Consider the following 21794-nt stretch of genomic DNA (forward strand, 5'->3'; position numbering starts at 1 on the left):
CCTAATACCAACTTAATATATAAAATGAAGCTGGATGGGACGTTCTCATATTGGGACTGATAATTTTCTACTCTATAATGCGTTGATTAGTGTATTTTGTGATTTTATATCTTTTGGTTTATGTATTACATCCTTTATTCTGAAAGGTTTGATGATTAAGTAGTCTTCTGTAAAGTTGATTTTTTCTGCGTAGTCGCTAGCTGTGCTCCACTTGCAAAAACAGAATCTTACTATTATTGCCTCTTTTAGTTGATAGATTCATGGCCTCTTTAATAGCACGGGCTTTCCTATGGCTCTGTCCCAATTATGTGTTGAAAGGCTAAGCTTGAAGTAGGCCATCACCTTGAGGTCTACCATCATGGATACCCCAGCCTTTCAACACCTGTTGTCTCTCTTTCCACTGCTTACCCTGCGCCAACGCCGTGTTGCCCGGCAGGAGCTCATGGCGCCCCACACCATTACCTCACTCAATACCCAGCTACCTGCATGCCGCGGTTGCCCACATTGTCAGGCCGATGCCAATCAGCTGGCACCATGGGGATGGAGCCGCGGACTACGTCGCTATCGTTGCAAACTGTGTCTACGCACCAGTACCGTGCTGACCAAGACCCCCTTGGCCAGATTACGTAAAACGCAGTGCTGGGAAGACTACGCGCAAGCCCTCATTGAAGGACTCACTGTCCGCCGGGCAGCTCTGCGTTGCGGGGTCAGCAAGAACACCGCTTTCCTCTGGCGCCACCGCTTCTTGCGTGCGATGGCCGCCCATCAAGCCACACGGGAAGAGGGCATCGTTGAGGTCGACGAGACCTTCTTCCTCGAGTCGTTCAAGGGGCAGCGGGGATTACCTCGTCTGGCTCGGTGTCGAGGAGGTAAAGGGCGAACCCGGGGAACCGGGCCCGATTACATCCCTGTGATGGTGGTGCAGGACCGTGCTGGTCACCATGCAGATTTTCAGTTGGAAAAGATGAATGCCGAAACAGTTATCGCGGTCTTGAAGCCCCTGGTCTCGCCGGATGCAGTGCTGTGTAGCGATGGTGCAGGCGTATATGCCAGTTTCAGCAAAGAGCAGGGCGTGACCCATAAGGTGGTGCGCAATCGCCAAGGTGAACGGGTCATGGGGGCATACCACATTCAACATGTAAACGGGTATCACCATAGGTTGAAGGAGTGGATGGAGCGCTTCCATGGCGTGGCGACGCACTACCTGAGGAATTATCTGGGTTGGCGCAGGATGCTGGAGCGTTATGGGAAGGGTGTGAATATCAAAGCGTGTTTGCATGAGGCGCTGGGGCAACCCATGCAACACGTAATTGGGACATAGCCTTTCCTATGGGGGCAATAACATATTGTATAAGTGTATGGAAATGGTATTCACCTGACAGTTGCCCACAAAAGAGAGTGGTCATACGGCTTCAAACCGGATAACAAAACGGTACCCCTACCGTGTTGTTTGGAGTCACCGTATGACCACCAACGAGAAAGTTGCACGTCGCAAACTCAGCCTGCTAGAGCTCGCCAAAGAGCTCAATAACGTCAGCAAAGCCTGCAAGCTCATCGGCTACAGCCATCAGCCGTTCTACGAAATTCGCCGTAATTACCAGACCTATGGCACCGAGGGCTTGCTCGACAAATTGCCCGGCTGTAAAGGGGATCATCCTAATCGGGTCGCTCCCGAGATTGAACAGGCCATCCTCGATTACTCCCTCACCAGACCAACTCATGGCCCGCTGTGGGTCGCGCAAGAACTGGCTCTGCAAGGCATCAACGTAAGTCCAGGCGGTGTGCGTGGTGTGTGGCAACGTCACGATTTGCTCTCCAAACACGACCGCTTGCTGCGCCTAGCGAAAACCCACAGAGAACAGGTCATTGAGCTCAACGACGAGCAAGTTCGCCTGCTCGAGCGTTTCAGTCCGGAGTTCCGCGAACGCCAGATAGAAGTCCACTACACCGGGGAACTGGTGGCGGTCGACACCTTCTTCGTCGGCGCGCTCAAGGGCGTGGGCAAGGTGTATCTACAAACCGTGCTGGACTGCTACAGCCGCCACGCTTGGGGGCGGCTCTACACCAGCAAGCTGCCAATCATCTCTGTCCATGTACTCAATGAAACGGTGCTGCCGTTTTTCGAGGCCCACGAGGCACGTGGTCTATACCATCCTGTCGGACAACGGGCGCTAGTTCTGTGGACGACCTGACCACAATCCCTACGAGCTGTTCCTGCAACTGGAGGGGATTGAGCACCGGACAACCAAGGTACGCTGGCTGCGGAGCAACGGCTTTATCGAGCGACTGCATCGCACACTGCTGGATGAACACTTCCGTATCAAGGGGAGGACGACCTGGTATGAGTCGGTGGAGCAGATGCAGACAGACCTGGATAGCTACCTGGAACACTACAACACCAAGCGGCCACATCAGGGCAGTATGATGGAGGGACAGACCCCCTACAACATGTTCAAGAAGGGTCTGAAATTGATACCGAAGGAAGTGCGCACTTAAAAGTAGCGTAAACAAGACACCGGTTTGAGGCCGGTGTTAGGTGATAACTATATCTGTACACATTGTAGAATGAGATTTTTTCCAATCCACTCTCATGTTTTATTTTAACTTTATTTGTGCACTGTTTTACTATGCCTTTTCTCTATGATTGACTTTTCAATCTTTAATTTTTCAAACTTTTCATGTACCCGACTTGGATAAAGATCCGTATAAATTTGCCAAAGAATATTTATGTTTCTATGTCCAGTAACCTGTGCCACTTCATCAATTACAAATCCGGCTTCAAAAAGACGGCAAGCGCCTTCGCGCCTTAGGTCATGCCATCGAAGATCTTCAATATCGAGCTCTTTCCTTACTCGCTGAAAACCTGCTGTAACACTTCGGCTGTTATAAGGAAATATTTTTTCATTGGTTTTTGGCTGTCTGTTCAGGATCGTCCATGCATCCCCCAGAAGAGGAGCCAGCATGTGATTGCCAATTTTTTTCCTTGGATCTTTGCGATCTTCCACTAGCACGGCCTTATTTCGTGCATCGACGTCAGACCATTTTATTTTGCATACTTCGCTTATCCGCATACAGCTCAGGATGGCGAAGTTGAGAAGGTCTGTGTAGGGGATCTTGGCCATACCGTGATTCTGCCGTTTTTCCAGCCCCTGGATGATTCTTTCCAGCTCATTGCTCACGGGGCGGCGGGTGCGTTTTTGTGATTTACCCACCAGTTTCAGGTTGTTGAGGGTCTTACGTGCTTCCAGGATGAGCTTGTTGTCGACAGGGATATTAAAGACTGGGTTGGCGGCGGCAAAAACAGTTCCAAGGTAGCTGATGTCATGGGCAATGGTGGCTGGAGAGGCTCCCGCATCTCTTCTGGCTTGACAGTGATCGACCAAGTCTTTGATGGTTAGCTCGTTGGCATTGAGCTTGGCGATATCGCAATCGGCAACCAGGTCGAGGCAATAAGCCTTGGTTCTGCCTATGGTAGGGCTGATGGCTGGATGGGCACGGTAGAGCGAAATGAGTTCGCGGATGGTCGGGACTGGCTGGAGTTTACCCGGAAGGCCATCTCTTTCGATCATCGCCAACATCTGCGCTCCCCAGCTCTTGGCGTCGGACTGTCTGCCAAAGGTTCGGGATTCTCGGTATACTACCTCTTCGCCTTTATGTTCCCTGACGGTACAGCGATAGCGTAACTCGCCTTTGCTGGTCTTACGTTTTTCTATTGTGTAGCCGGCCATAGATACCTCGTGGAGTACACCTGCCCCATGAAATGGTGGGGCAGATATGGGGCAGGTTCAATCAACAAATGTCTGGAAACACCCGCAAATGACTCAGAAACAAATCAGTGAAAACCCCGTTAAATCAGGCTCTGAGGCCATATCTGGCAAGCCTACCCACCGCCAGACATTCTCGATTGCCCCCATGCTGGACTGGACCGATCGGCATTGCCGTTATTTTCATCGACTGATGAGCCGCCAGACCTTGCTCTATACCGAAATGGTGACCACCGGCGCCATCATCCACGGCAAGGGGGATTATCTGGGTTACAGCGAGCAGGAGCACCCCATCTCCCTGCAGCTGGGTGGCAGCAATCCGGCCGATCTGGCGCGCTGCGCCAAGCTGGCCGAGGAGCGTGGTTATGACGAGGTGAACATCAACGTCGGCTGCCCCTCCGATCGGGTGCAAAATGGCCGCTTTGGTGCCTGTCTGATGGGTGAACCCGCGCTGGTGGCTGACTGCGTCAAGGCAATGCGCGATGTGGTCGATATTCCGGTGACGGTGAAGACCCGTATCGGCATCGACGATCAGGACTCCTACGAATTTCTGCAGGCTTTCATCGAGCAGGTGCGCGACGTCGGTTGCGATACCTTTATCGTCCATGCCCGCAAGGCGTGGCTGAGCGGCCTGAGCCCCAAGGAGAACCGCGAGATCCCGCCGCTCGATTACCCTCGCGTCTATCGGGTCAAGCAGGATTACCCGGATCTCACCATCGCCCTCAACGGCGGTGTCACCTCCATGGAGCAAACCCTTGAGCACCTGCAACACGTCGATGGCGTCATGATGGGGCGCGAAGCCTATCAGAACCCCTACATTCTGGCGCAGGTGGACAATCTGGTATTCGGCCAGAACAACGCCGTGCCGAGTCGTCACGAGGTGGTGCGGATGATGCTGCCCTATATCGAGCAGGAGCTGGCCAAGGGCAACTACCTCTCCCACATGACCCGCCACATGCTGGGGCTGTTCCAGAACATGCAGGGGGCGCGCGCCTGGCGTCGTCACCTGAGCGAAAACGCCTGCAAGCCGGGGGCGGATATTCAGGTGGTGCTGGATGCCATGGCCAAGGTGCCGGAGTTTGCCGCCAGCGAGCAGGGCGAATAACTGTCTGGTCTGGCAAAGCGAAAAAGGCGCGTCTTGTGACGCGCTTTTTTATTTCAATCGGCCGTGAGCAGAGGCTCAGCTGGCGGGGTGGAAGTTGTGGATCTCCCCCTCGCGCGGGGTGAAGCGGGGATCGCTGTCGCGATACGCCTCTATTTGCAGCATGGTCTGGCAGAAGCTGCCCGCTTTGTCGTACTCCTGCCGGGCGAGATCGATAGCTCGCTCGGCCCGCCGTCGCGTCATCTTGTCCGCCTTGCGATCGCTGAACTGCTGTTGCTGATGCAGCATCCAGTCGACAAAGGCTTGCTGGCAGTGAGATTCACTCTCGGCTAGGGCTGGCAGTGTCCAGAACAGGGAGAGCAGTAACAGGTAACGCATGATAAATGGCGATCGACAACGGCTGATGGAATCGGAAAGCGGGCATTCTATGCATCAATCCGGGGTGTGAACAGTATCAATAAGAGGGCCGCCCGCAGGCGGCCCTCTTGTGCTTCAGTGCTCTATATCAGCTCAGTGTTTGACGATATAGAGCTGGCGGCTGTAGGCCACATCTTCCGGGTTGTTGATGGGGTAGCCCTTGAGCCAGGGCTTGATGAGCCGGGCGTTGGTGTACTGATAGATGGGGGCGATGGGCGCCTGCTGCTCGAGGATGCTCTCCGCCTGATCGAACAGCCGGCTGCGGGCGCCGCTGTCGCGGGTTTGCGCCGCCTTGTCCAGCAATTGGTCATAGCTTGCATCGGCAAAGCCGGTCATGTTGCCACTGTGGTGAGAGCCCCACAGACCGAGGAAGGCGGACGGATCGTTGTAGTCGGCCACCCAGGAGGAGCGGATCACCTCGAACTGGCCGCTCTGGCGGCTGTCGAGATAGGTTTTCCACTCCTGATTGGTCAGCTCTACCTGAGCGCCCAGTTTCTGCTTCCACATGTTGGCGATGGCGAGCGCCAGCTTCTTGTGTACTTCAGCGGTGTTGTAGAGCAGCGAGAGCTTGAGCGGTTTGTCCGGGCCGTAGCCTGCCTCCTTGAGCAGTACCTGCGCCTTGCTGTCCAGCTCCTGCTGGCTGCTGCTCGAGAGCAGGTTGGCCTTGGGCTCGAAGCTGGCGGTCACATCCGGGGTGAAGTGGTAGGCTGGCTTCTCGCCGGTGCCGAGCACCTTGTCGGCAATCAGGGCGCGATCGATGGTGTAGGAGAGGGCCTTGCGCACCCGTACATCGTTCAACGGCGGCTGACGGGTATTGAAGGCGTAGTAGTAGGTGCCAAGTTGCATCGGGGTATAGACCTCACCCGGGATCTCTTTCATCAGTTTGTCGTACTGCTCCTTGGGGAAGGACTCGGTGATCTGCAGATCCCCCGCCAGATAGCGGTTGGTGGCGGTGGTCTCCTGATTGATCGGCATAAAGATGACCTTGGTCAGCACAGTGTGGGCCTTGTCCCAGTAGTGGGGATTGGGCACCAGTTCCAGCTTCTCGTTGACCACCCGGCTGCTCAGCACAAAGGCGCCGTTGCCGACCAGCTTGCCCGGCTGGGTCCACTTGTTGCCAAACTTCTCGATGCTGGCCTGATGCAGCGGCGACAGGCTGGGGTGGGTCAGCAGGCTCAGGAAATAGGGAACCGGTTGGGAGAGGTTGATCTGCAGGGTGTGGTCATCGATCGCCTTGACACCCAGCTCGCTGGCAGGCAATTTGCCAGCCATGACCTCGTCCACTTTGTCGAAGCGGGCAAGTTGGGCAAACCAGGCGAAAGTGGCCGCCTCTTTCGGGTCGACCAGCTTGCGCCAGCTGTAGACGAAGTCGCCAGCCTTGACCGGATCGCCGTTGGACCAGCGGGCATCCGGGCGCAGGTGGAAGGTGAAGAACTGGTTGTCCTTGTTCTCCCAGCGCAGGGCAACGGCGGGGACGGGTTTGCCATCCGCCCCCTGGGTCAGCAGCCCCTCGAACAGATCCCGCAGCACCTGCAATTCGGGCAAGCCGACCAGCTTGAGCGGACTGAGACTGGCAGGTTCATCTTTCAGGTGGCGAACCACCACCTGTGTGGCGGCCAGTTCGGTTCCGGCGGGAATATCGGCAGCCTGGACTGCGGCACAGCCCAAGAGGGCCAGCAAGGGGCTCCATCCTTTCATGGGTCGGATCCTTCAAATTGTGTGAAGCGGGGAGAAAACTCGGCGAGAAAATGTCGCCGACAGACGGGAAATCATGATATCCCGTTTACTGGTCTGACCGCCAGCATTCGGCTCTCATCTGTCGCCGGGGCGGCGCCGCGTTGTCGCGTGTCCGGGATTGAATGTGACTAGGAGTAGCAAACGATGAAAGCATGGTTATTGCCGGGCTGTTTCCTGATAGTCGGGGCGCTCAGCCAGAGTGCCTGGGCGTTGACGCCGTGCCAGAGCGACACGGCGGTGGGCAGCTGGTGCGAGGCGGGGATCGAGACCCTGCACCCGACTCAGGGCGGGGTGGGGCAGCTGCAGGTGGATGAAACCCAGGCGACGCTGGCGGACATGAATCCCAAGCAGCTCGACAAGCTGATGAAAAAGAAAGAGATCCCTGTGGTGATTGCGCCGGATGGCGGCTATTGGCTGGTGGACCGACACCACCTGACCAAAGCGCTCTGGCAGCAAGGGGTCAAGCAGGTGCGGGTCAAGGTGATCGGTCGCTTGCAGGATAAAGACAACTTCTGGAGCCAGATGCAGAACAACCACTGGGCCTGGCTCAAGGATGAGAAGGGGTTACCCCTCACGCCAGAGCAGCTGCCGACCAGCATCGACAAGCTGCCCGACTACCCCTATCGCACTCTGGCGGGGTTGCTGCAGGATGCGGGTTACTTCAGCAAGCAGGATCAGGTCTACTTTGTCGAGTTCGCCTGGGCCAGCTGGCTCGGCAAGCAGATGCAGTGGATGCCGATAGACAGCGCCAATCTGGCGGCCCGGCTGCAGCAGGCCAAACGGCTTGCCTGTGGCAGCGATGCCAAAGATCTGCCCGGTTATCCCGGCCGGCAGTGCAGCCTCAACCAGTCGAAGACGGCGAACTGACAGCCAGACAACGAGAGAGGGCGACCCGTGGGTCGCCCTCTTTTTATGTCAGTCTGCGCGTTATGGTGTCGCATCTGGCGTTGAAGCCTGGCTCTGCCAGGTGGCCGCCGCCTGTTCCAGTAGCGCCACCTCGCCCTGCTGGATCAGTGGCAACAGGGCATTGACCTGTTCGTTCGGCCAATCCCACCAGGCGAGTGCCTGCAGCCGGGCTATCTCGCTCTCGGTGAAGCGCATCCGCACTATGGCCGCTGGCGTGCCCGCCACCATGGCGTAGGGCGGCACATCTTTGGTGACCAGCGCCCGGGCGGCGATGATGGCGCCATCGCCGATGGTGACGCCGGGCATGATCATCGCCTCCATACCGATCCAGACATCGTTGCCGATGCGGGTATCGCCGGCAGGGCGGTAGCTGCGCTTGAGCGCCTCCAGATCAGCAAACGGATAGGTGCTGATGAAGGCGGTGTTGTGGGTGTGGTTGCCGCCCATGATGATCTTCACCCCGGCGGCAATCTGCACGTAGTCACCGATATGGAGCTGGTCGATATGCCAGAGCGGCTCCCAGCCGGTATCGGGATGACGGCTGAAGCTGTCGCCATAGAGGTAGCGCACCACCTCCTCTTCGAAGGGGCCATCCCAGGCACCCGAGTAGTAGCTGTGTTGCCCCTTGAGGCAGATGTTGGGGTTGCTGACCGTCAGATGCAGGTATTCGACCTGTGACCAGTGCTGGCAGGTTTTCATCCTGGTACTCCTTTGTTGAATGGATTTAATTGGTTGCGCTTGATGGAGCGCAGCTAATAGATCCAGACCAGCATGCGGGGCACGCAGAGCAGTGAGCAGCCCAGCATTTGGGGCAGACGGGGTCGCATTCGGGGTAAGCCCTGATATCGGCAAGTGGTGGGATCATAAGGGGGATTGCAGCGATTTGCCAACCTGCAGCGGAGATCCTGCACTAACCATCTGGTTGATATTTATTCTCAATTAGCCATCATTAACCTCCCGGTTGAGTCGGTGGGGGATAACGAAATGACACCAGAGAGTTGGCAGCGTTACATGCTGGAGGCGGAGCGGTCGTGGCAGTCCGGTTCGCTGGGGGCCGCCGTCTGCTTCTATCAGCAGGCGCTGGGGGATGTCTACGAGATGAGCGAGGTTGAGCTTGCCGAGCTGGCCAGCATGCGGGTCGCTACCTGCCACCGACTGGCCGACTTCTGGCGGGCGATGGATGAACCCGCCTATGAGCTGCGTTATCTCAAGCTCGCCTCCGAGCTGGTGACGGCGCTGGTACCGCAGTGCCCCAACCGGGAGTGCGAGGCGCTGATCAGCGAGCTGGGCTGCTGCCGTGGCGCCCTGCTCGCCTTCTTGAAGCGCCACCCCAACCCCGAAATAGCCAAACTGATCCAGTTGCAGGACAAGGTACAGGGCTGCGAACTGATCGGCCGCTTTCGCCTCAACTGACAGGCGTCGATCTCAGCTGCGGCGTTTGAGCTTTTGAGCGATGCGCTGCTGCGCCTCTTCCCCTTGCAGGGCTTGGGCGAAGGCGCGCGCCTCCAGATCGATGACGAAGTGGACCGCCTGTTTGAGCTCCTGTTTCAGCAGCGCCTTGCTCTTTTGCACCGCTTTGGGCGCCTTGCTTGCCAGCTTGAGCCCCTGCTCGCGGGCAAAGGGGAGCAGGACATCGGCCGCTACCACCTTGTTGGCGAGCCCGAGCCGCAGTGCCTCGTCGGCATCGATCGCCTCGGCCAGCAGCAACAGCTCCGCCGCCTTGAGGTGACCCACCATGCGCGGCAGCAGCAGGCTGGAGGCGAACTCCGGCACCAGCCCCAGCTCGACGAAGGGGAGTTGCAGGCGGGCGTTATCCGCCAGATAGACCAGATCGCAGTGGAGCAGGATGGTGGTACCGATCCCCACCGCCGGGCCGCCGACCGCCGCAATCACCGGCTTGGGAAAGTCAGCCAGGGTGTGGAGGAACTGCAGGATGGGGTCATCGGGTTCCAGCGAGCTCTTGCCTACGAAATCGGCCAGATCATTGCCCGCGGTAAAGCAGTCGCTCTGACCCTGCAGCAGCAGGGCGTGCACCTCCTCATCGTTTGCCGCCTGTTGCAGGGCACTCACCAGCTGCTGATAGAGGGCGGTATTGAGGGCATTGCGCTTGTCGGGGCGGTTGAGCGTCAGGGTGAGCAAGCCATCCTGCTGCTCGGCGACGAGAATGGGGGCCATGTCTAAATCCTTGTTATTGAAGGGTGCACAAAGGTTACTGTCGGAGTAACCTTGGAGCCGTTTAACAACATCATAAAAGGATTTCAACCATGTTTAAACGTGCGTTTTATTCTCTGCTGGTGCTCGGCATGACGGCTCCCGCGCTGGCCAAGGTGGATGCGGTTGACGGCTATGTGCGTTTGCTGCCGCCGGGCTCTCCCAACACCGCCGCCTTCATGGTGCTCAAGAACGATGCCGACAAGCCGGTCAAGCTGGTGGCGGCAGCCTCTCCTGCGGCGGGTCGAGCCGAGCTGCATACCCACCTGCACGAGAATGGCGTGATGAAGATGCGTCAGGTCGAGAGCATCGAGATCCCGGCCAAGGGTGAGGTAGCGCTGCAGCCCGGCAGCTTCCACATCATGCTGTTCGAGATTGGTGCGCTCTCCGAAAAAACTCCGATGCCGCTTACTTTGACCATGGATGATGGCGAGAAGCTGGAGCTCTCCCTGCCGGTCAAACCGATCGAGCCGATGGCCGGGATGAACATGAAGCATATGAAACACTGACATTTGTCGTCGCTTGTTCAGATTTGAGACTGGGTATTTTGGCTGCACCGGGTAAAATAGCGCTCTTTCCATGTATGCAAGAGGAAGTGAAGTGATGAAAAAGACGCTGATTGCCGGTGTTCTGTTTGCCCTGTGCAGCCAGGGAGCCATGGCCGCCAATGACTGGCGTTTCGCCGCCGGTGCCGACGTATGGAACGCCCAAGGCAGTGGTCAGGTTTATGGTGCCAGCACCAACTATGACGATCACTACAACTGGAACGGCTACCTGCAGCTGGAACACGGCATCATTTTCCTGCCGAACGCCAAGTTTGAGATCTCCGACTTCAGCACCTCCGGCGGCGCCTTCAAGAATGAGCTGACTGCCTACGATCTGAACCTCTACTACCGTCTGTTCAACAACGATCTGTTCAAGATCGATCTGGGTCTGACCGGTCGTTACTACGATGGCGAGCTGACCTCCTACGGTCGCAAGGGCTACGACAAGGACACCGTGATGGCCTACGCCGGTAGCGAACTCTACATCCCGAACACAGGTTTCGCCTTCTTCGGTGATCTGCGTACTCACGACGTGGACAACTATGACTACCGTCTGGGTGCTTCCTACAAGTTCTCCAACATGCCGGTCAAACTGCGTGCCGGCTGGCGTGAAGCCAATGTGGACTTCGATAACGTCGACCAGCGTATCGACGGCTGGTTCATGGGCGGCGAATTCACCTTCTAATCTGACAGTCAGCTGACGACAAGGAGAAGTAATGGGCTACATCATAGTGACGGGGGCCGGTTCCGGTCTGGGCCGCGCCTTGACCGCAGGGCTGGTTGAGCGGGGCCATCGGGTTGTCATGATGGGGCGCCGTTACGAGAAGCTGCAGGAGCAGGAAGATCTGCTCGGTCAGGCGGTGATCGGCATTGCCGCCGATCTGGCGCACCACGAAGAGGTGGAGATGGCCTTTGCCGCCGCCGTTGAGTGGGGCGGCCTGCCCGAGATGGTGATCCACTGCGCCGGGGTTGGCGAATTCGGCCCGGTCGGCATCTACACCGCCGAGCAGATCCGCAGTGTGGTGGAGAGCAATCTTGTCTCCACCATACTGGTGGCCCAGCAGACGGTGCGTCTCATCGGCGAGAAAGGTGGGGTGCTGGCCAACGTGCTCTCCTCTGCCGCGCAGGTGGGCAAGGCCAACGAGAGCCTCTACTGCGCCTCCAAATGGGGGATGCGTGGCTTTCTGGAGTCGTTGCGCGCCGAGCTGAAAGGCTCGCCGCTGCGACTGGTGAACCTCTACCCGAGCGGGATCCGCAGCGCCTTCTGGGACAACTCGGATCACGTCGACCCGACCCGTTTCATGACCCCGGAAGATGCCGCCGCCTACATGCTCGATGCGCTGGCGGCGCGCAGCAGCTGCCACGTGACCGACCTCTTTATCGGTCGCAACGAGTAGGCTCTTTGCGGCAATCCTCTTTGCTTTAGAAGAGAAGACAAACAAAAAGCGCGCCATCAGGCGCGCTTTTTTATATCGGGAAGAGGGTGGGCTTAGCGGCCCAGCTTGGCCTTGATCATGGCGACGATGTCGTTGATGGCCACTTCCTGCTTCTCGCCGGTGCGGCGGCACTTGTACTCGACCACGCCGTTGTCCATGCCGCGCTCGCCGATGACGATGCCGTGCGGCACGCCCAGCAGCTCCATGTCGGCGAACATCACGCCCGGGCGCTCTTTACGGTCGTCAAACAGCACATCCACACCGGCCGCTTTCAGCTCGGCGTAGAACTGCTCGGCCAGCTCGGCGACGCGCACGGACTTGTGCATGTTCATCGGCACGATGGCCACTTCGAACGGAGCGATGGCGTCCGGCCAGATGATGCCGTACTGGTCGTTGTTCTGCTCGATGGCAGCAGCCACCAGACGGGAAACCCCGATACCGTAGCAACCCATCTCCATGGTGACGGACTTGCCGCCTTCGTTCAGCACGCTCGCCTTCATCGCTTCGGAGTACTTGGTACCCAGCTGGAAGATGTGGCCCACTTCGATACCGCGCTTGAGCAGCAGCTTGCCCTGGCCGCACGGGCTCGGGTCGCCTTCCACCACGTTGCGCAGGTCGGCAACTTCATAGGTAGCGATATCGCGATCCCAGTTGGCACCGGTCAGGTGGAAGCCGGTCTCGTTGGCGCCGCAGACGAAGTCCGCCAGATGGGCGGCGCTGCGATCGACGATGATGCGACCGGCAAAGTCGACCGGGCCGATGGAGCCTGCATCGCAACCGGCGGCAGCTTTGATCTGCTCGTCGTTGGCGAAGGTCAGCGGGTTAGCCACGCCAGAAAGCTTCTCGGCCTTGATTTCGTTCAGCTCGTGATCGCCACGCAGGACCAGCGCGATGACCGCCTGCTTGCCGTGCTCGTCCTCTTCGCCCAGAACCAGCAGGGTCTTGGCGATGGTGGTCGGTGCCACGTTCAGGAAGGCGGCCACTTCATCGATGGTGTGGACGGCCGGGGTAGCAACCTTGGTCAGGGCTGCGGTGGCGGCAGCGCGCTCGCCAGCCGGCGCCAGCGCTTCGGCCATCTCGATGTTGGCGGCGTAATCTGATGTATCGGAGAAGGCGATCAAGTCTTCACCGCTCTCGGCCAGCACCTGGAATTCGTGGGAGCCGGTACCACCGATGGAGCCAGTATCGGCCTGCACCGGACGGAAGTTCAGACCCATGCGGGTGAACGCCTTGCAGTAGGCGGCGTGCATCTTCTCGTAGGTATCGACCAGAGACTCTTTGTCGATGTGGAAGGAGTAGGCATCCTTCATCAGGAACTCGCGGCCGCGCATCACGCCGAAACGGGGGCGCACTTCGTCGCGGAACTTGGTCTGGATCTGGTAGAGGTTGAGCGGCAGCTGCTTGTAGCTGTTCACTTCGTAACGCACCAGCGCAGTGATCACCTCTTCGTGGGTCGGGCCCAGCACGAAGGGACGGTTGTGACGGTCGGTCAGACGGCACAGCTCGGGACCGTAGTCATCCCAGCGGCCGGACTCCTGCCACAGCTCGGCGGGTTGCACCACCGGCATGGAGACTTCGATGGCACCAGCATTGTTCATCTCTTCGCGAACAATGTTCTCGATTTTCTTCAGTACCCGCAGACCGGTTGGCAACCAGGCATACATGCCGGAGGCCAGTTTACGGATCATCCCGGCGCGCAGCATCAGCTGGTGGCTGACAACTTCAGCGTCGGAGGGGGTTTCCTTGAGAGTGGAAAGCAGATATTGGCTGGTACGCATCGCGGTAGACCTTAGCTAGAACGGGCGCGGGGCCCGGGATAATTTCAAGGGCGGAATTTTAACAGGCTGGGCGTTGCGGCCCAAGGGCTAAATTTGCCGCAGCCGCGAAAGGGCGGCGCGGGCTGGCCATCTTGTCCGGATCGGAGGGGATGCCCGGCTGGCCATCACCGGCTTGCCGGAGGCGCATGTGACCGCAATTGGCTTGGCATAAGTAAAAATTTGGTCATTTCGGTAAAACCCATAAATTTGATTTATACCGCGCGGTTTGTCCCTGCAACGGCCGCAGCTAGCCAGTGATGGCTCGATAGGAGGATTGGCCGATCCTGACGGTACTGATCTTGCCGCAACCAGCGGTAAGAGGGGGCTGACGGGGCCTTGCCCGCGGTCCATGTGGCCGGGATGCAAAAGCGGGGTGGGTAGTACCACAACCATTGGGCTTTTAATGCCTGCAATTTGGCCGGATCTCCGCTAAACTCTGCCACCTTTTCGTGACGGGTCGGCCAAACCGGCCCCGTCGCCCCCTCTTTATTTGTACTTTTGGAGCCGCTCATGCCGCTAGTGGGACATCAACACCAGATCGAGATCCTGGAACTGACCGACAAAGGAGATGGCAAAGGACGCCTGTTCGACCGCCCCCTGTTTGTCGAAGGTCTGCTGCCGGGTGAGCAGGCGTTGGTCGAACTGACCGAGGTGAAGCCCAACTACCTGCACGGCAAGGTCGCCGAGCTGCTCCAGCCCTCCGCCGACCGGGTGGCCGATTTCTGCCCCAACACCGAGTGCGGTGGCTGTCAGGTGCGCCCGCTGGCCTATCCGGCCCAGCTCAAGCTCAAGCAGAGTCTGGTGCAGAGTGCCCTGGAGCAGGTTGGACTGGGTGATGCAGTGGTCAATCCCATCCTCGGCATGGAGACGCCGTTCGCCTATCGCAACAAGGCGCAGTACGCGGTGCGCGGTTGTGACGCCGGTGCCGAGATCGGTTTTTATCGCAAGCACTCCCATGACCTCATCACCGCCGATGATTGTGCGGTGCAGGATTCCCTGCACGTGGAGCTGAACGCCCGGGTGCGCAACTGGATGCGCGCGCACGACATCGCGGCTTATGACGAGGTGGCCCACACCGGCTGTGTGCGCAACCTGATGACCCGCAAGGGCTTCAAGAGCGGCGAGCTGATGGTGGTGCTGGTGACCCTGAGCGAGGAGCTGCCGTTCGAAGCCGAGCTGCTGGCGGCGCTGCAGGATCTGCCGGTCACTACCCTGGTGCAGAACATCAACGAAGCGCGCACCAACCGCATTCTGGGCGACAACAACCGGGTGCTGCTGGGCAGCGGGGTGATCCGCGACAAGATCCACGAGCTCGAATTCGAGATCTCGCCGCTCTCCTTCTTCCAGAACAACCCGAGCCAGACCGACGTGCTCTACTCCAAGGCGCTGGAGTATTGCGAGCTGACCGGTAACGAGACGGTGTTCGACATCTATTGCGGTATCGGCACCATCTCCCTGTTCCTGGCTGGCAAGGCCGCCAAGGTCGTGGGGATCGAGTCGGTGGAGAGCGCCATCAGCGACGCCCGTCGCAATGCAGCTCTCAACGGCATCGAGCAGACCGAGTTCCACGTCGGCAAGGCGGAGCAGCTGATGCCTGCCCTGCATGCCGAAGGGGTGAGCGCCGACGTGGTGGTGATGGACCCGCCGCGCAAGGGCTGTGACAAGGCGGTGCTGCAGACCCTGGTGGCCATGGCGCCCCGTCGTCTGGTCTATGTCTCCTGCAACCCGCAGACTCTGGCCCGCGATCTCGCCTGGCTGGTCAAGCAGGGCTTCGTGCTGGACGAGGTGCAGCCGGTCGATATGTTCCCGCACTCCATGCACGTGGAAGCAGTTGCTCGCTTGAGCCTGCCCGCCAAGGCATAAGTCGCCTCTGACTTGCGCCCATAAGAAAACGACGCCAACTGGCGTCGTTTTTTTATCTCTGCAATCGGCGGATGGCCGATTAGCTGGCGCTCTGGCGTACCTCGTCGGCAATCTGGTCGAGCAGCTGTTGCCAGCCCAGACCCAGCTCGCTGACCAGCGCGTTGTAGCCATCGGCCGGCAGCACCCGCACCTGATTGAAGGGGGCTTCGCGCAGTACCGAGCCATCTTCCGCCAGCAGGCGCCAGCGCCCGCTCAGCACGGCCCGGCCATCGTGGCGCCCCTGGAAGCGCTCGACCAGTATGGTCAGCACCGGGCCCTTGCGGCCGCCATCCTGACGGACGACCCAGCCCGGCAGGCGGGTGGAGAGGCCGTTGAGGGTGAGCTGGTTGAGCTGGTCGTCGAGCGAACCGGCCCAGCGGTGGTACTCGGCAAAGTGGAGCTCCTGCCCCTCCAGCTGATAGACCAGACTGATCCGGTCGAGCTGGCCCGCCAGTGTGATGGGGCGCAGCACCAGCTGGTGCTGCGGGGTAACCGGCGCCGCCGCCGGTTGCTGGCTGTCGGCGGCGAGCGAGTAGTAGTGCAGCGCTGGCTGGGTGCTGCTGCACCCGGCCAGCAGGCCGGTCAGCGCCAGCGTCAGGATGAACTTTTTCATGGTGTGCCTCGCTTGGGTTCAGGGTCCCGGGGACGGACGCGATCGAAGATCAGCGAACTCGGCTGCTCGTTGAGAGAGTGCACCAGCGGCTGCAGCTCGCGCATCAGCTGGTTGAGGGTCTGCACCGACTGACGCAGATCCTGATTGGTTTGCGACTGGGCATCATAGGCCTGCAGGGTCTCCTGCAACTGCTTGAGGCTCTCGTTGAGCGAGGCCGGCAGCTGCTGGGTGGAGTCCTTGGCGGTGAGCTTGTCCAGATTGGCGCTGACCGCGCTGATGTTCTTCAGGGTGCCATCCAGCGTCGAGAGCGAGCTGTTGACCTTGGTCAGGGTGGTGGCCATGTCCATGTCGACAAACTTGTCGAGGATTAGGTTCACCTTGCGCTCGATCTGATCCAGCCCGCCCTGCACGGTCGGGAAGACCTGATAGCCGGCCAGCTTGACCTGATCAAAACGGGGAGCCGTGGGGTAGAAGTTGAGATCGATGATCTTGCCGCCGGTCAGCAGGCTCGAGGTCTTGAGGCTGGCACGCAACCCCTCCTTGAACTGCTTGCTGAACAGGGCGCGCCACTGATCCTTCTCCGCCTTGGCATAACGGTGGGAGAGACGCTGCACCTCGATGCGGGCCAGTACCGGGATCTGGCGGTTCTGGAAGATGCGAACCCCCTTCTCCTCGATCATGTAGGGCGCCGAGATGACGGTGCCGACCCGGATGCCGCGATACTGCACCGCCGCGCCCGGGTGGAGACCCGCTACGTTGTCGTCGAACAGGAAGACGTAGTCGATGAACTGATCCAGACTACCGGCCATCACGCTTGCCTCATCCTGAAACAGGGTGAACTCGTCGTGCTGCTTGACCGGATCACCCGGTGACCAGCCGGCAGGCAGGCCCATGGTGATGCCGCCGTCGATCAGGCTCTCCAGCGAATCCATCTTCACCTTCATCCCTTCGCTGCTCATGGAGACCTCGAAGCCCGGGGTCAGCCAGAAGCGGGAGTTGCTGCTCACCAGAATGTCGTAAGGGGCGTTGATGAAGATCTGATACTGCATCTCGCTCTTTTCGGGCAGGAACTTTGCCTCTTCTACCTGACCTATGGTGAAGCCCTGGTAGTTGATGGGCGAGCCCTCGCCAAGCGCCTTGGCTTCGCGGCTGGAGAGGGAGAGGCGCAGACCCTTGGCATTGATGGAGGAGAGCGGCGGCTTGTCGAGCATGGCGTACTCGTCGCGCGCCTTGCCTTTCTTGCCGGGGGAGAGCTCGATATAGGCACCGGAGAGCAGGGTACTGAGACCCGACACCCCTTCGCGACCGACCCTGGGCTTGACCACCCAGAACTTGCTGTCGCCGCGCAGCATGCTGGCGGCGTCGTTGGTCAGGCGGCCCTTGAGCACGGCGTGGCTGTAGTCATCGCTCAGCTGGACGGCATCGATGCGACCGACAGTGACCTCGCGCGAGCGGATCTCCGTCTTGCCTGCCACTATGCCTTCGGCGGTGGCGACTGTCAGGGTGAAGCTCGGGCCCTGGGAGTACCAGTGTTGGAACAGCATCCAGAGACCGATGAACAGCGCCAGCAGGGGCACCATCCAGATTGCGGCGGCGGAGCTCAGAAAGTCAGAGCCCGGTTTCCACCTTGTTTTACGCTCACTCACGTTCGCGCTCTCCTTGTTGTAAATCCCAGATCAGGCGCGAGTCGAAGCTCATGGCGGCGACCATGGTGATCAGCACCACGCCTGCAAATGCGACGGCCGCAGGGCCGGGGTAGATGGTCATCAGGTTGTCGAGCCGGATCAGGCCCGCCAGAATGGCCACCACGAAGACGTCGATCATCGACCAGCGTCCGACAAATTCGGTCATGCGATAGAGCTTGAGTTTGCCGAGCGGCGACTCGGCATGGCCGCTCTGGACCATGTAGCAGAGCCAGAACAGCGCCAGGATCTTCACCAGCGGCACCACCACGCTGGCGAAGAAGATGACGGCGGCGATGGGGTAGGAGCCCATCGCCCAGAGCAGTACCACGCCGCCGAGGATGGTGGAGGGGCTGTCATCGCCGAGAAAGACGGTGTCCATGATGGGGTAGAGGTTGGCCGGGATGTAGAGAATGGCCGAGGTGATGAGCAGGGCCCAGGTGCGGTTCAGACCGCCCGGTTTGCGGGCATGCAGATGGCCGCCGCAGCGCTGGCAGCTGTGGCTGCCCGCCTCGCTCAGGGCGCCGCAGATATGGCAGCTTACCAGACCCGATGCCATGGCGCCCGCTTCGGGGTCGAGCTCACGCTGCTCGGTCGGGCCGAACAGCCGTTGCCACAGCCACATCCGATCCAGCGACGAGATGGTCTTGATGAGCAGGATGGTATAGCCGACGAAGGCCCAGAACGAGAGGCCCATCTTGATGTCAGCCATCCCCATCAGCTTGACCAGCGAAATGAGCACCCCCACCAGAAACACATCCACCATCAGCCAGGGCTTGATACGGCAGAGCAGCCGGCCGAGAGAGCGCAGGGCGTGGCTGTGCAGGTCTTTGTCTATGCGCCACAGCACCAGCATGATGGAGCCGATATAGACCAGCGGCAGGCCGATCAGGGTGATACTGAGTACGGCGCTGAGAAACAGATACCCCTCGTCCACCAGAGTCGAGATGCACTGGAGAAAGGTCATCTCCTGCCCGATCCCCTTGGCCGAGAAGGACATGAAGGTAAAGGAGTTGGAGAGCACGAACATGATGAGCGCTGCAAACCCGTAGGAGATGGGACGCAGCTCCTGCTGTGGCAGATGCTGGCTCAGGGTGTGACCGCAACGGGGGCAGTGACTGGCTTCGCCCACCGCCAGCGGTGTGGCCGGGATCAGCAGGTCACACTCTTCGCAGGCGGTGTCGTCATGAACGTAGGTGGTATGGTGTTGGTGTGAAACCGGATGCAAGATAAAACCCCAGATTAGGCTCGCGAGAGAACCAGAGGGGCGATTATCGCAGTTGTACCGGTCAGCGACCAGTCCTGCTGCGGTGCGATTTGCGGGGCGGTGTGTGAGAATGACTTTGACAAGCCAGTGGCCATTTAGCACAATCAAACGCCACTTTTTTTCCGCGGGACAATAATTTATGACAACTGAATCCCCAAGCTACTCCACGATTGAGCAAGCCTTCTCCCTCGGGAACGGGCAAGATTCTGCCCTCAACTGGTTGCGTAAAAACCGCAGTCAGGTCGCCATTTTCCTGGTGAGCGGCATCAAGCTGGAGGGCACCATCAGCGGGTTTGACCAGTACAGCGTGCTGCTGACCGATGCACACGGCAACCAGCAGCTGATCTACAAGGCCAAGATCTCCACCATCGCCATGCACACCGGCCGTCCGCAGGTAAACATCCAGCGCGCCCGCAAACCGCGCGTCTCCATGGCGCCGCGCCCCCACGGTGCGCCGGGTCGCTATGACGACAATCAGGGCGGCGGCAACAACGAGTAATCGTACGTCACTGCCTGTCCGTTGACCGCCTGCTGCGTCAACGGCTGACGGGAGTTCCGCTCATTCTCCATCCTGTCCCGTATGAGCGCGGACTCCCGTTATCGCCCTGCCAGGGGCGATAACTTTTACCTCATCAGAAATCGATCCCTACCGGTTTACCCTCTTTGACCATGCAGGTCTGCATCCCGGCCGCTTCACCCGCCTGTACGCCGATCCCGGTATCTTCAAACACCAGACAGCCTGACGGCGCGACCCCCAGCTTGCTGGCGACCAGCAGGAAGGTGTCCGGATTGGGCTTGTGCAGCTCTACGTCGTCGGCCGTCACCACCACCTGAAAGTAGCGATCCAGTCCGGTATTGCGCAGCACCGCTTCGGCATTGACCCGAGGTGAGCCGGTGCCAATTCCCATCGGGATGGTGCCGTGATAGCGATCGAGCAGGGTCTGCATGGCCGGAAACACCGTCGCCTTGTGCAGGTTGGCGACATAGTGGGCCGTCTTGCAGCGTGTCACTTCGAGCGGGTCGAGGGGGATCTGCTGCTCTTCGGCGACCAGCAGCGCGATCTTGCGGCTCGGCATGCCACCCAGTTCATAGAACCAGTCGGCATCGAAGCGAAAGCCAAACTCATGGGCGGTGTGCTCCCAGGCGGCGAGGTGCAGCGGCATGGAGTCGACCAAAGTGCCATCAAGGTCAAAGACCAGGCCTTGGAATCCGGAAAGGGTCATGGTGCGGGGTCTGTCTCTGAAAAAAGGGAGCCTATTCTAGCCAGTGGCTCCCCGGCTCGCCATCACCTAGCTGGTGAGAAACGCTTGCCCCCACATTTGTGCCTGAAAATAGATGGGGGTGAGTCTGGCCGGATCGAGCTGGTATTGCGGGGCCAGCTGAGCCAGCAGGGCCCAGTTGCCCTGCTCGTAGGTGTTGACCAGCTGGAACAGGTGAAACAGAGGCCCTTCGCGCAGCTCGATGGCCCGTTTGACGTTCGTGGGCAGGTAGCGCTTCATCTCCTCCGACAGCAGGGAGGCATCCTGCACCAGCCCGACCAGAAAGGCCCAGCTGGCGTCGGCTTTACCCAGCGCAGTGAGGGCGATGAGCTCGCAGAAGCGGCCGCGAGCGATGGCCATCCGGGTACAGGCTTCGGGCATATGCTGGCTGGCCCTGGCCAGCCCGTTGATCAGCACGAATTTGCGGATCTCCTGTTCCCCCAGATAGGAGAGGGCGCGGGGAACCGAGGTGATGGGGGTCGCGTGATCGAAGCCGGGCGCGTTGACATAGGTGAGCAGCAGGCCGGGCAGCCAGGCATCCTGCTCCAGCAGGCGGGCGACCTGAGCAAACGAGAACTCTTCGTGGCAGATGAGCTGCAGGATCTGCTGCACCAGCGCCATGTCGGGCTGCTGGGCGCGCTGATTGACCAGCTCGGGCCGGGCCAGAAAGCCGCCGGCGAAGAAATCGACCCCTGCCTCCCGCAAGGGGAGAAAATCCTCCCACGCCTCGACGTTGAGCGCCATCCGCTTGTGATCGGTGGGCTGGCAGATCCCCTCTTCCCCCGTCCAGAACACCAGTAGGCGGCTCGCGCCCAGCCAGCGAACATCGCGATGGGCGCCATGCACGGCGAGCCGGCGCCGGCTGTCGCGCCACTGCTCCAGCACCGGAAAAGAGGTGGGCAGCCGTTCACTGGAGGCCTCGACCAGCGGGATGGTCTCCTGAGCAAACAGCAGGGGGCGCTGCTCATCGAGCTGTTCGTGGTTGAAGGGGAGCAGATATTGGCGCCCCTGCGCCAGCAGGTGGCTATGTTGTGCCAGGGAGGGCCATTCGGCCGGTGAGCTGAGCTGATAGTCGATACCGTAGGCCACCAGAGCCAGGCGACGATTGAAGATGGGATAGCGACGCAACAGCATGG

Annotated in this window: 20 protein-coding genes and 1 pseudogene; 10 read left to right on the forward strand and 11 right to left on the reverse strand. The window is 59.6% G+C overall.

The features are described 5' to 3' along the window. The first annotated feature begins 358 nt into the window (after window positions 1-358). Together LG31_RS0114135 and LG31_RS0114140 are read left to right on the forward strand one after the other, a co-directional pair. Window positions 359-1321: an IS1595 family transposase gene (locus LG31_RS0114135; RefSeq protein WP_033115101.1), complete on the forward strand. Its 963-nt coding sequence runs from the start codon at window positions 359-361 to the stop codon at window positions 1319-1321. Window positions 1322-1463: 142 nt separating this feature from the next. Continuing rightward, window positions 1464-2496, forward strand: a pseudogene (locus LG31_RS0114140) (IS481 family transposase). 110 nt (window positions 2497-2606) lie between these two features. On the opposite strand, the gene LG31_RS0114145 reads toward LG31_RS0114140, so the two are convergent. Next, window positions 2607-3728 (reverse strand): site-specific integrase, encoded by a 1122-nt coding sequence (locus LG31_RS0114145; RefSeq protein WP_033115102.1) that lies wholly within the window; start codon window positions 3726-3728, stop codon window positions 2607-2609. Between the two features lie 88 nt (window positions 3729-3816). On the opposite strand from LG31_RS0114145, the gene dusA reads away from it, so the two are divergent. Beyond that, window positions 3817-4869 (forward strand): tRNA dihydrouridine(20/20a) synthase DusA, encoded by a 1053-nt coding sequence (dusA, locus tag LG31_RS0114150; protein ID WP_084059635.1) that lies wholly within the window; start codon window positions 3817-3819, stop codon window positions 4867-4869. A gap of 75 nt (window positions 4870-4944) precedes the next feature. Here the strand turns inward: dusA and LG31_RS0114155 are convergent, their stop codons facing one another. After that, window positions 4945-5244, reverse strand: a complete 300-nt coding sequence (locus LG31_RS0114155) for a hypothetical protein (protein ID WP_033115104.1) — start codon at window positions 5242-5244, stop codon at window positions 4945-4947. A 132-nt stretch (window positions 5245-5376) separates the two neighbouring features. Continuing rightward, entirely contained in the window at window positions 5377-6981 is a 1605-nt protein-coding gene (locus LG31_RS0114160) for a peptide ABC transporter substrate-binding protein (protein ID WP_033115105.1), read from the reverse strand. 183 nt (window positions 6982-7164) lie between these two features. On the opposite strand from LG31_RS0114160, the gene LG31_RS0114165 reads away from it, so the two are divergent. Further along, complete coding sequence (locus tag LG31_RS0114165; RefSeq protein WP_033115106.1) at window positions 7165-7887, forward strand: ParB-like protein; 723 nt, start codon at window positions 7165-7167, stop codon at window positions 7885-7887. A 60-nt stretch (window positions 7888-7947) separates the two neighbouring features. Here the strand turns inward: LG31_RS0114165 and LG31_RS0114170 are convergent, their stop codons facing one another. Continuing rightward, on the reverse strand, window positions 7948-8625 hold the full coding sequence (locus LG31_RS0114170; RefSeq protein ID WP_033115107.1) for a CatB-related O-acetyltransferase: 678 nt from the start codon (window positions 8623-8625) through the stop codon (window positions 7948-7950). 285 nt (window positions 8626-8910) lie between these two features. Here LG31_RS0114170 and LG31_RS0114175 point away from each other — a divergent pair, with 285 nt between their 5' ends. Further along, the gene (locus LG31_RS0114175; protein WP_033115108.1) at window positions 8911-9339 is read left to right on the forward strand and encodes a DUF2753 family protein; all 429 of its coding nucleotides are present in this window, start codon (window positions 8911-8913) and stop codon (window positions 9337-9339) included. Between the two features lie 12 nt (window positions 9340-9351). On the opposite strand, the gene LG31_RS0114180 is transcribed toward LG31_RS0114175, so the two are convergent. Next, entirely contained in the window at window positions 9352-10101 is a 750-nt protein-coding gene (locus LG31_RS0114180; protein WP_033115109.1) for an enoyl-CoA hydratase-related protein, read from the reverse strand. Window positions 10102-10190: 89 nt separating this feature from the next. Here LG31_RS0114180 and LG31_RS0114185 point away from each other — a divergent pair, with 89 nt between their 5' ends. From LG31_RS0114185 to LG31_RS0114195, 3 genes are all read left to right on the forward strand, one after another. Then, window positions 10191-10646: a copper chaperone PCu(A)C gene (locus LG31_RS0114185; RefSeq protein WP_033115110.1), complete on the forward strand. Its 456-nt coding sequence runs from the start codon at window positions 10191-10193 to the stop codon at window positions 10644-10646. 94 nt (window positions 10647-10740) lie between these two features. Next, window positions 10741-11367, forward strand: a complete 627-nt coding sequence (locus LG31_RS0114190; protein WP_033115111.1) for a TIGR04219 family outer membrane beta-barrel protein — start codon at window positions 10741-10743, stop codon at window positions 11365-11367. 31 nt (window positions 11368-11398) lie between these two features. Next, window positions 11399-12079: an SDR family oxidoreductase gene (locus tag LG31_RS0114195; protein ID WP_033115112.1), complete on the forward strand. Its 681-nt coding sequence runs from the start codon at window positions 11399-11401 to the stop codon at window positions 12077-12079. Between the two features lie 92 nt (window positions 12080-12171). On the opposite strand, the gene LG31_RS0114200 is transcribed toward LG31_RS0114195, so the two are convergent. Next, the gene (locus tag LG31_RS0114200; protein WP_033115113.1) at window positions 12172-13896 is read right to left on the reverse strand and encodes a proline--tRNA ligase; all 1725 of its coding nucleotides are present in this window, start codon (window positions 13894-13896) and stop codon (window positions 12172-12174) included. 549 nt (window positions 13897-14445) lie between these two features. Here LG31_RS0114200 and rlmD point away from each other — a divergent pair. Continuing rightward, window positions 14446-15798, forward strand: a complete 1353-nt coding sequence (rlmD, locus tag LG31_RS0114205) for a 23S rRNA (uracil(1939)-C(5))-methyltransferase RlmD (RefSeq protein WP_033115114.1) — start codon at window positions 14446-14448, stop codon at window positions 15796-15798. 79 nt (window positions 15799-15877) lie between these two features. Here the strand turns inward: rlmD and LG31_RS0114210 are convergent, their stop codons facing one another. The 3 genes from LG31_RS0114210 to LG31_RS0114220 are packed head-to-tail and all read right to left on the reverse strand — an operon-like array spanning window position 15878 to window position 19360. Continuing rightward, window positions 15878-16450 carry a PqiC family protein gene (locus tag LG31_RS0114210; RefSeq protein WP_033115115.1) on the reverse strand — a complete coding sequence of 191 codons (573 nt, stop codon included), beginning with the start codon at window positions 16448-16450 and terminating at the stop codon, window positions 15878-15880. Further along, window positions 16447-18096, reverse strand: a complete 1650-nt coding sequence (gene pqiB, locus LG31_RS0114215; RefSeq protein WP_033115116.1) for an intermembrane transport protein PqiB — start codon at window positions 18094-18096, stop codon at window positions 16447-16449. Before pqiB ends, LG31_RS0114210 begins: the two co-directional genes overlap by 4 nt. Continuing rightward, window positions 18089-19360: a paraquat-inducible protein A gene (locus LG31_RS0114220; protein WP_033115117.1), complete on the reverse strand. Its 1272-nt coding sequence runs from the start codon at window positions 19358-19360 to the stop codon at window positions 18089-18091. The genes pqiB and LG31_RS0114220 overlap by 8 nt, the downstream gene beginning before the upstream one ends. Window positions 19361-19538: 178 nt before the next feature. Between LG31_RS0114220 and hfq the strand changes: the two genes are divergently transcribed. Then, a complete protein-coding gene (hfq, locus tag LG31_RS0114225) occupies window positions 19539-19898 on the forward strand; it encodes an RNA chaperone Hfq (RefSeq protein ID WP_033115118.1) in 360 nt (119 codons plus the stop codon). A gap of 133 nt (window positions 19899-20031) precedes the next feature. On the opposite strand, the gene LG31_RS0114230 is transcribed toward hfq, so the two are convergent. Together LG31_RS0114230 and LG31_RS0114235 are read right to left on the reverse strand one after the other, a co-directional pair. Further along, window positions 20032-20622, reverse strand: coding sequence for an HAD family hydrolase (locus LG31_RS0114230; RefSeq protein WP_033115119.1), 591 nt, complete (start codon window positions 20620-20622; stop codon window positions 20032-20034). A 66-nt stretch (window positions 20623-20688) separates the two neighbouring features. Then, entirely contained in the window at window positions 20689-21792 is a 1104-nt protein-coding gene (locus LG31_RS0114235; RefSeq protein WP_033115120.1) for an EAL and HDOD domain-containing protein, read from the reverse strand. Window positions 21793-21794: the final 2 nt, after the last annotated feature.

Source organism: Aeromonas lacus (genome assembly GCF_000764665.1).
Taxonomy (GTDB): Bacteria; Pseudomonadota; Gammaproteobacteria; order Enterobacterales; family Aeromonadaceae; genus Aeromonas; species Aeromonas lacus.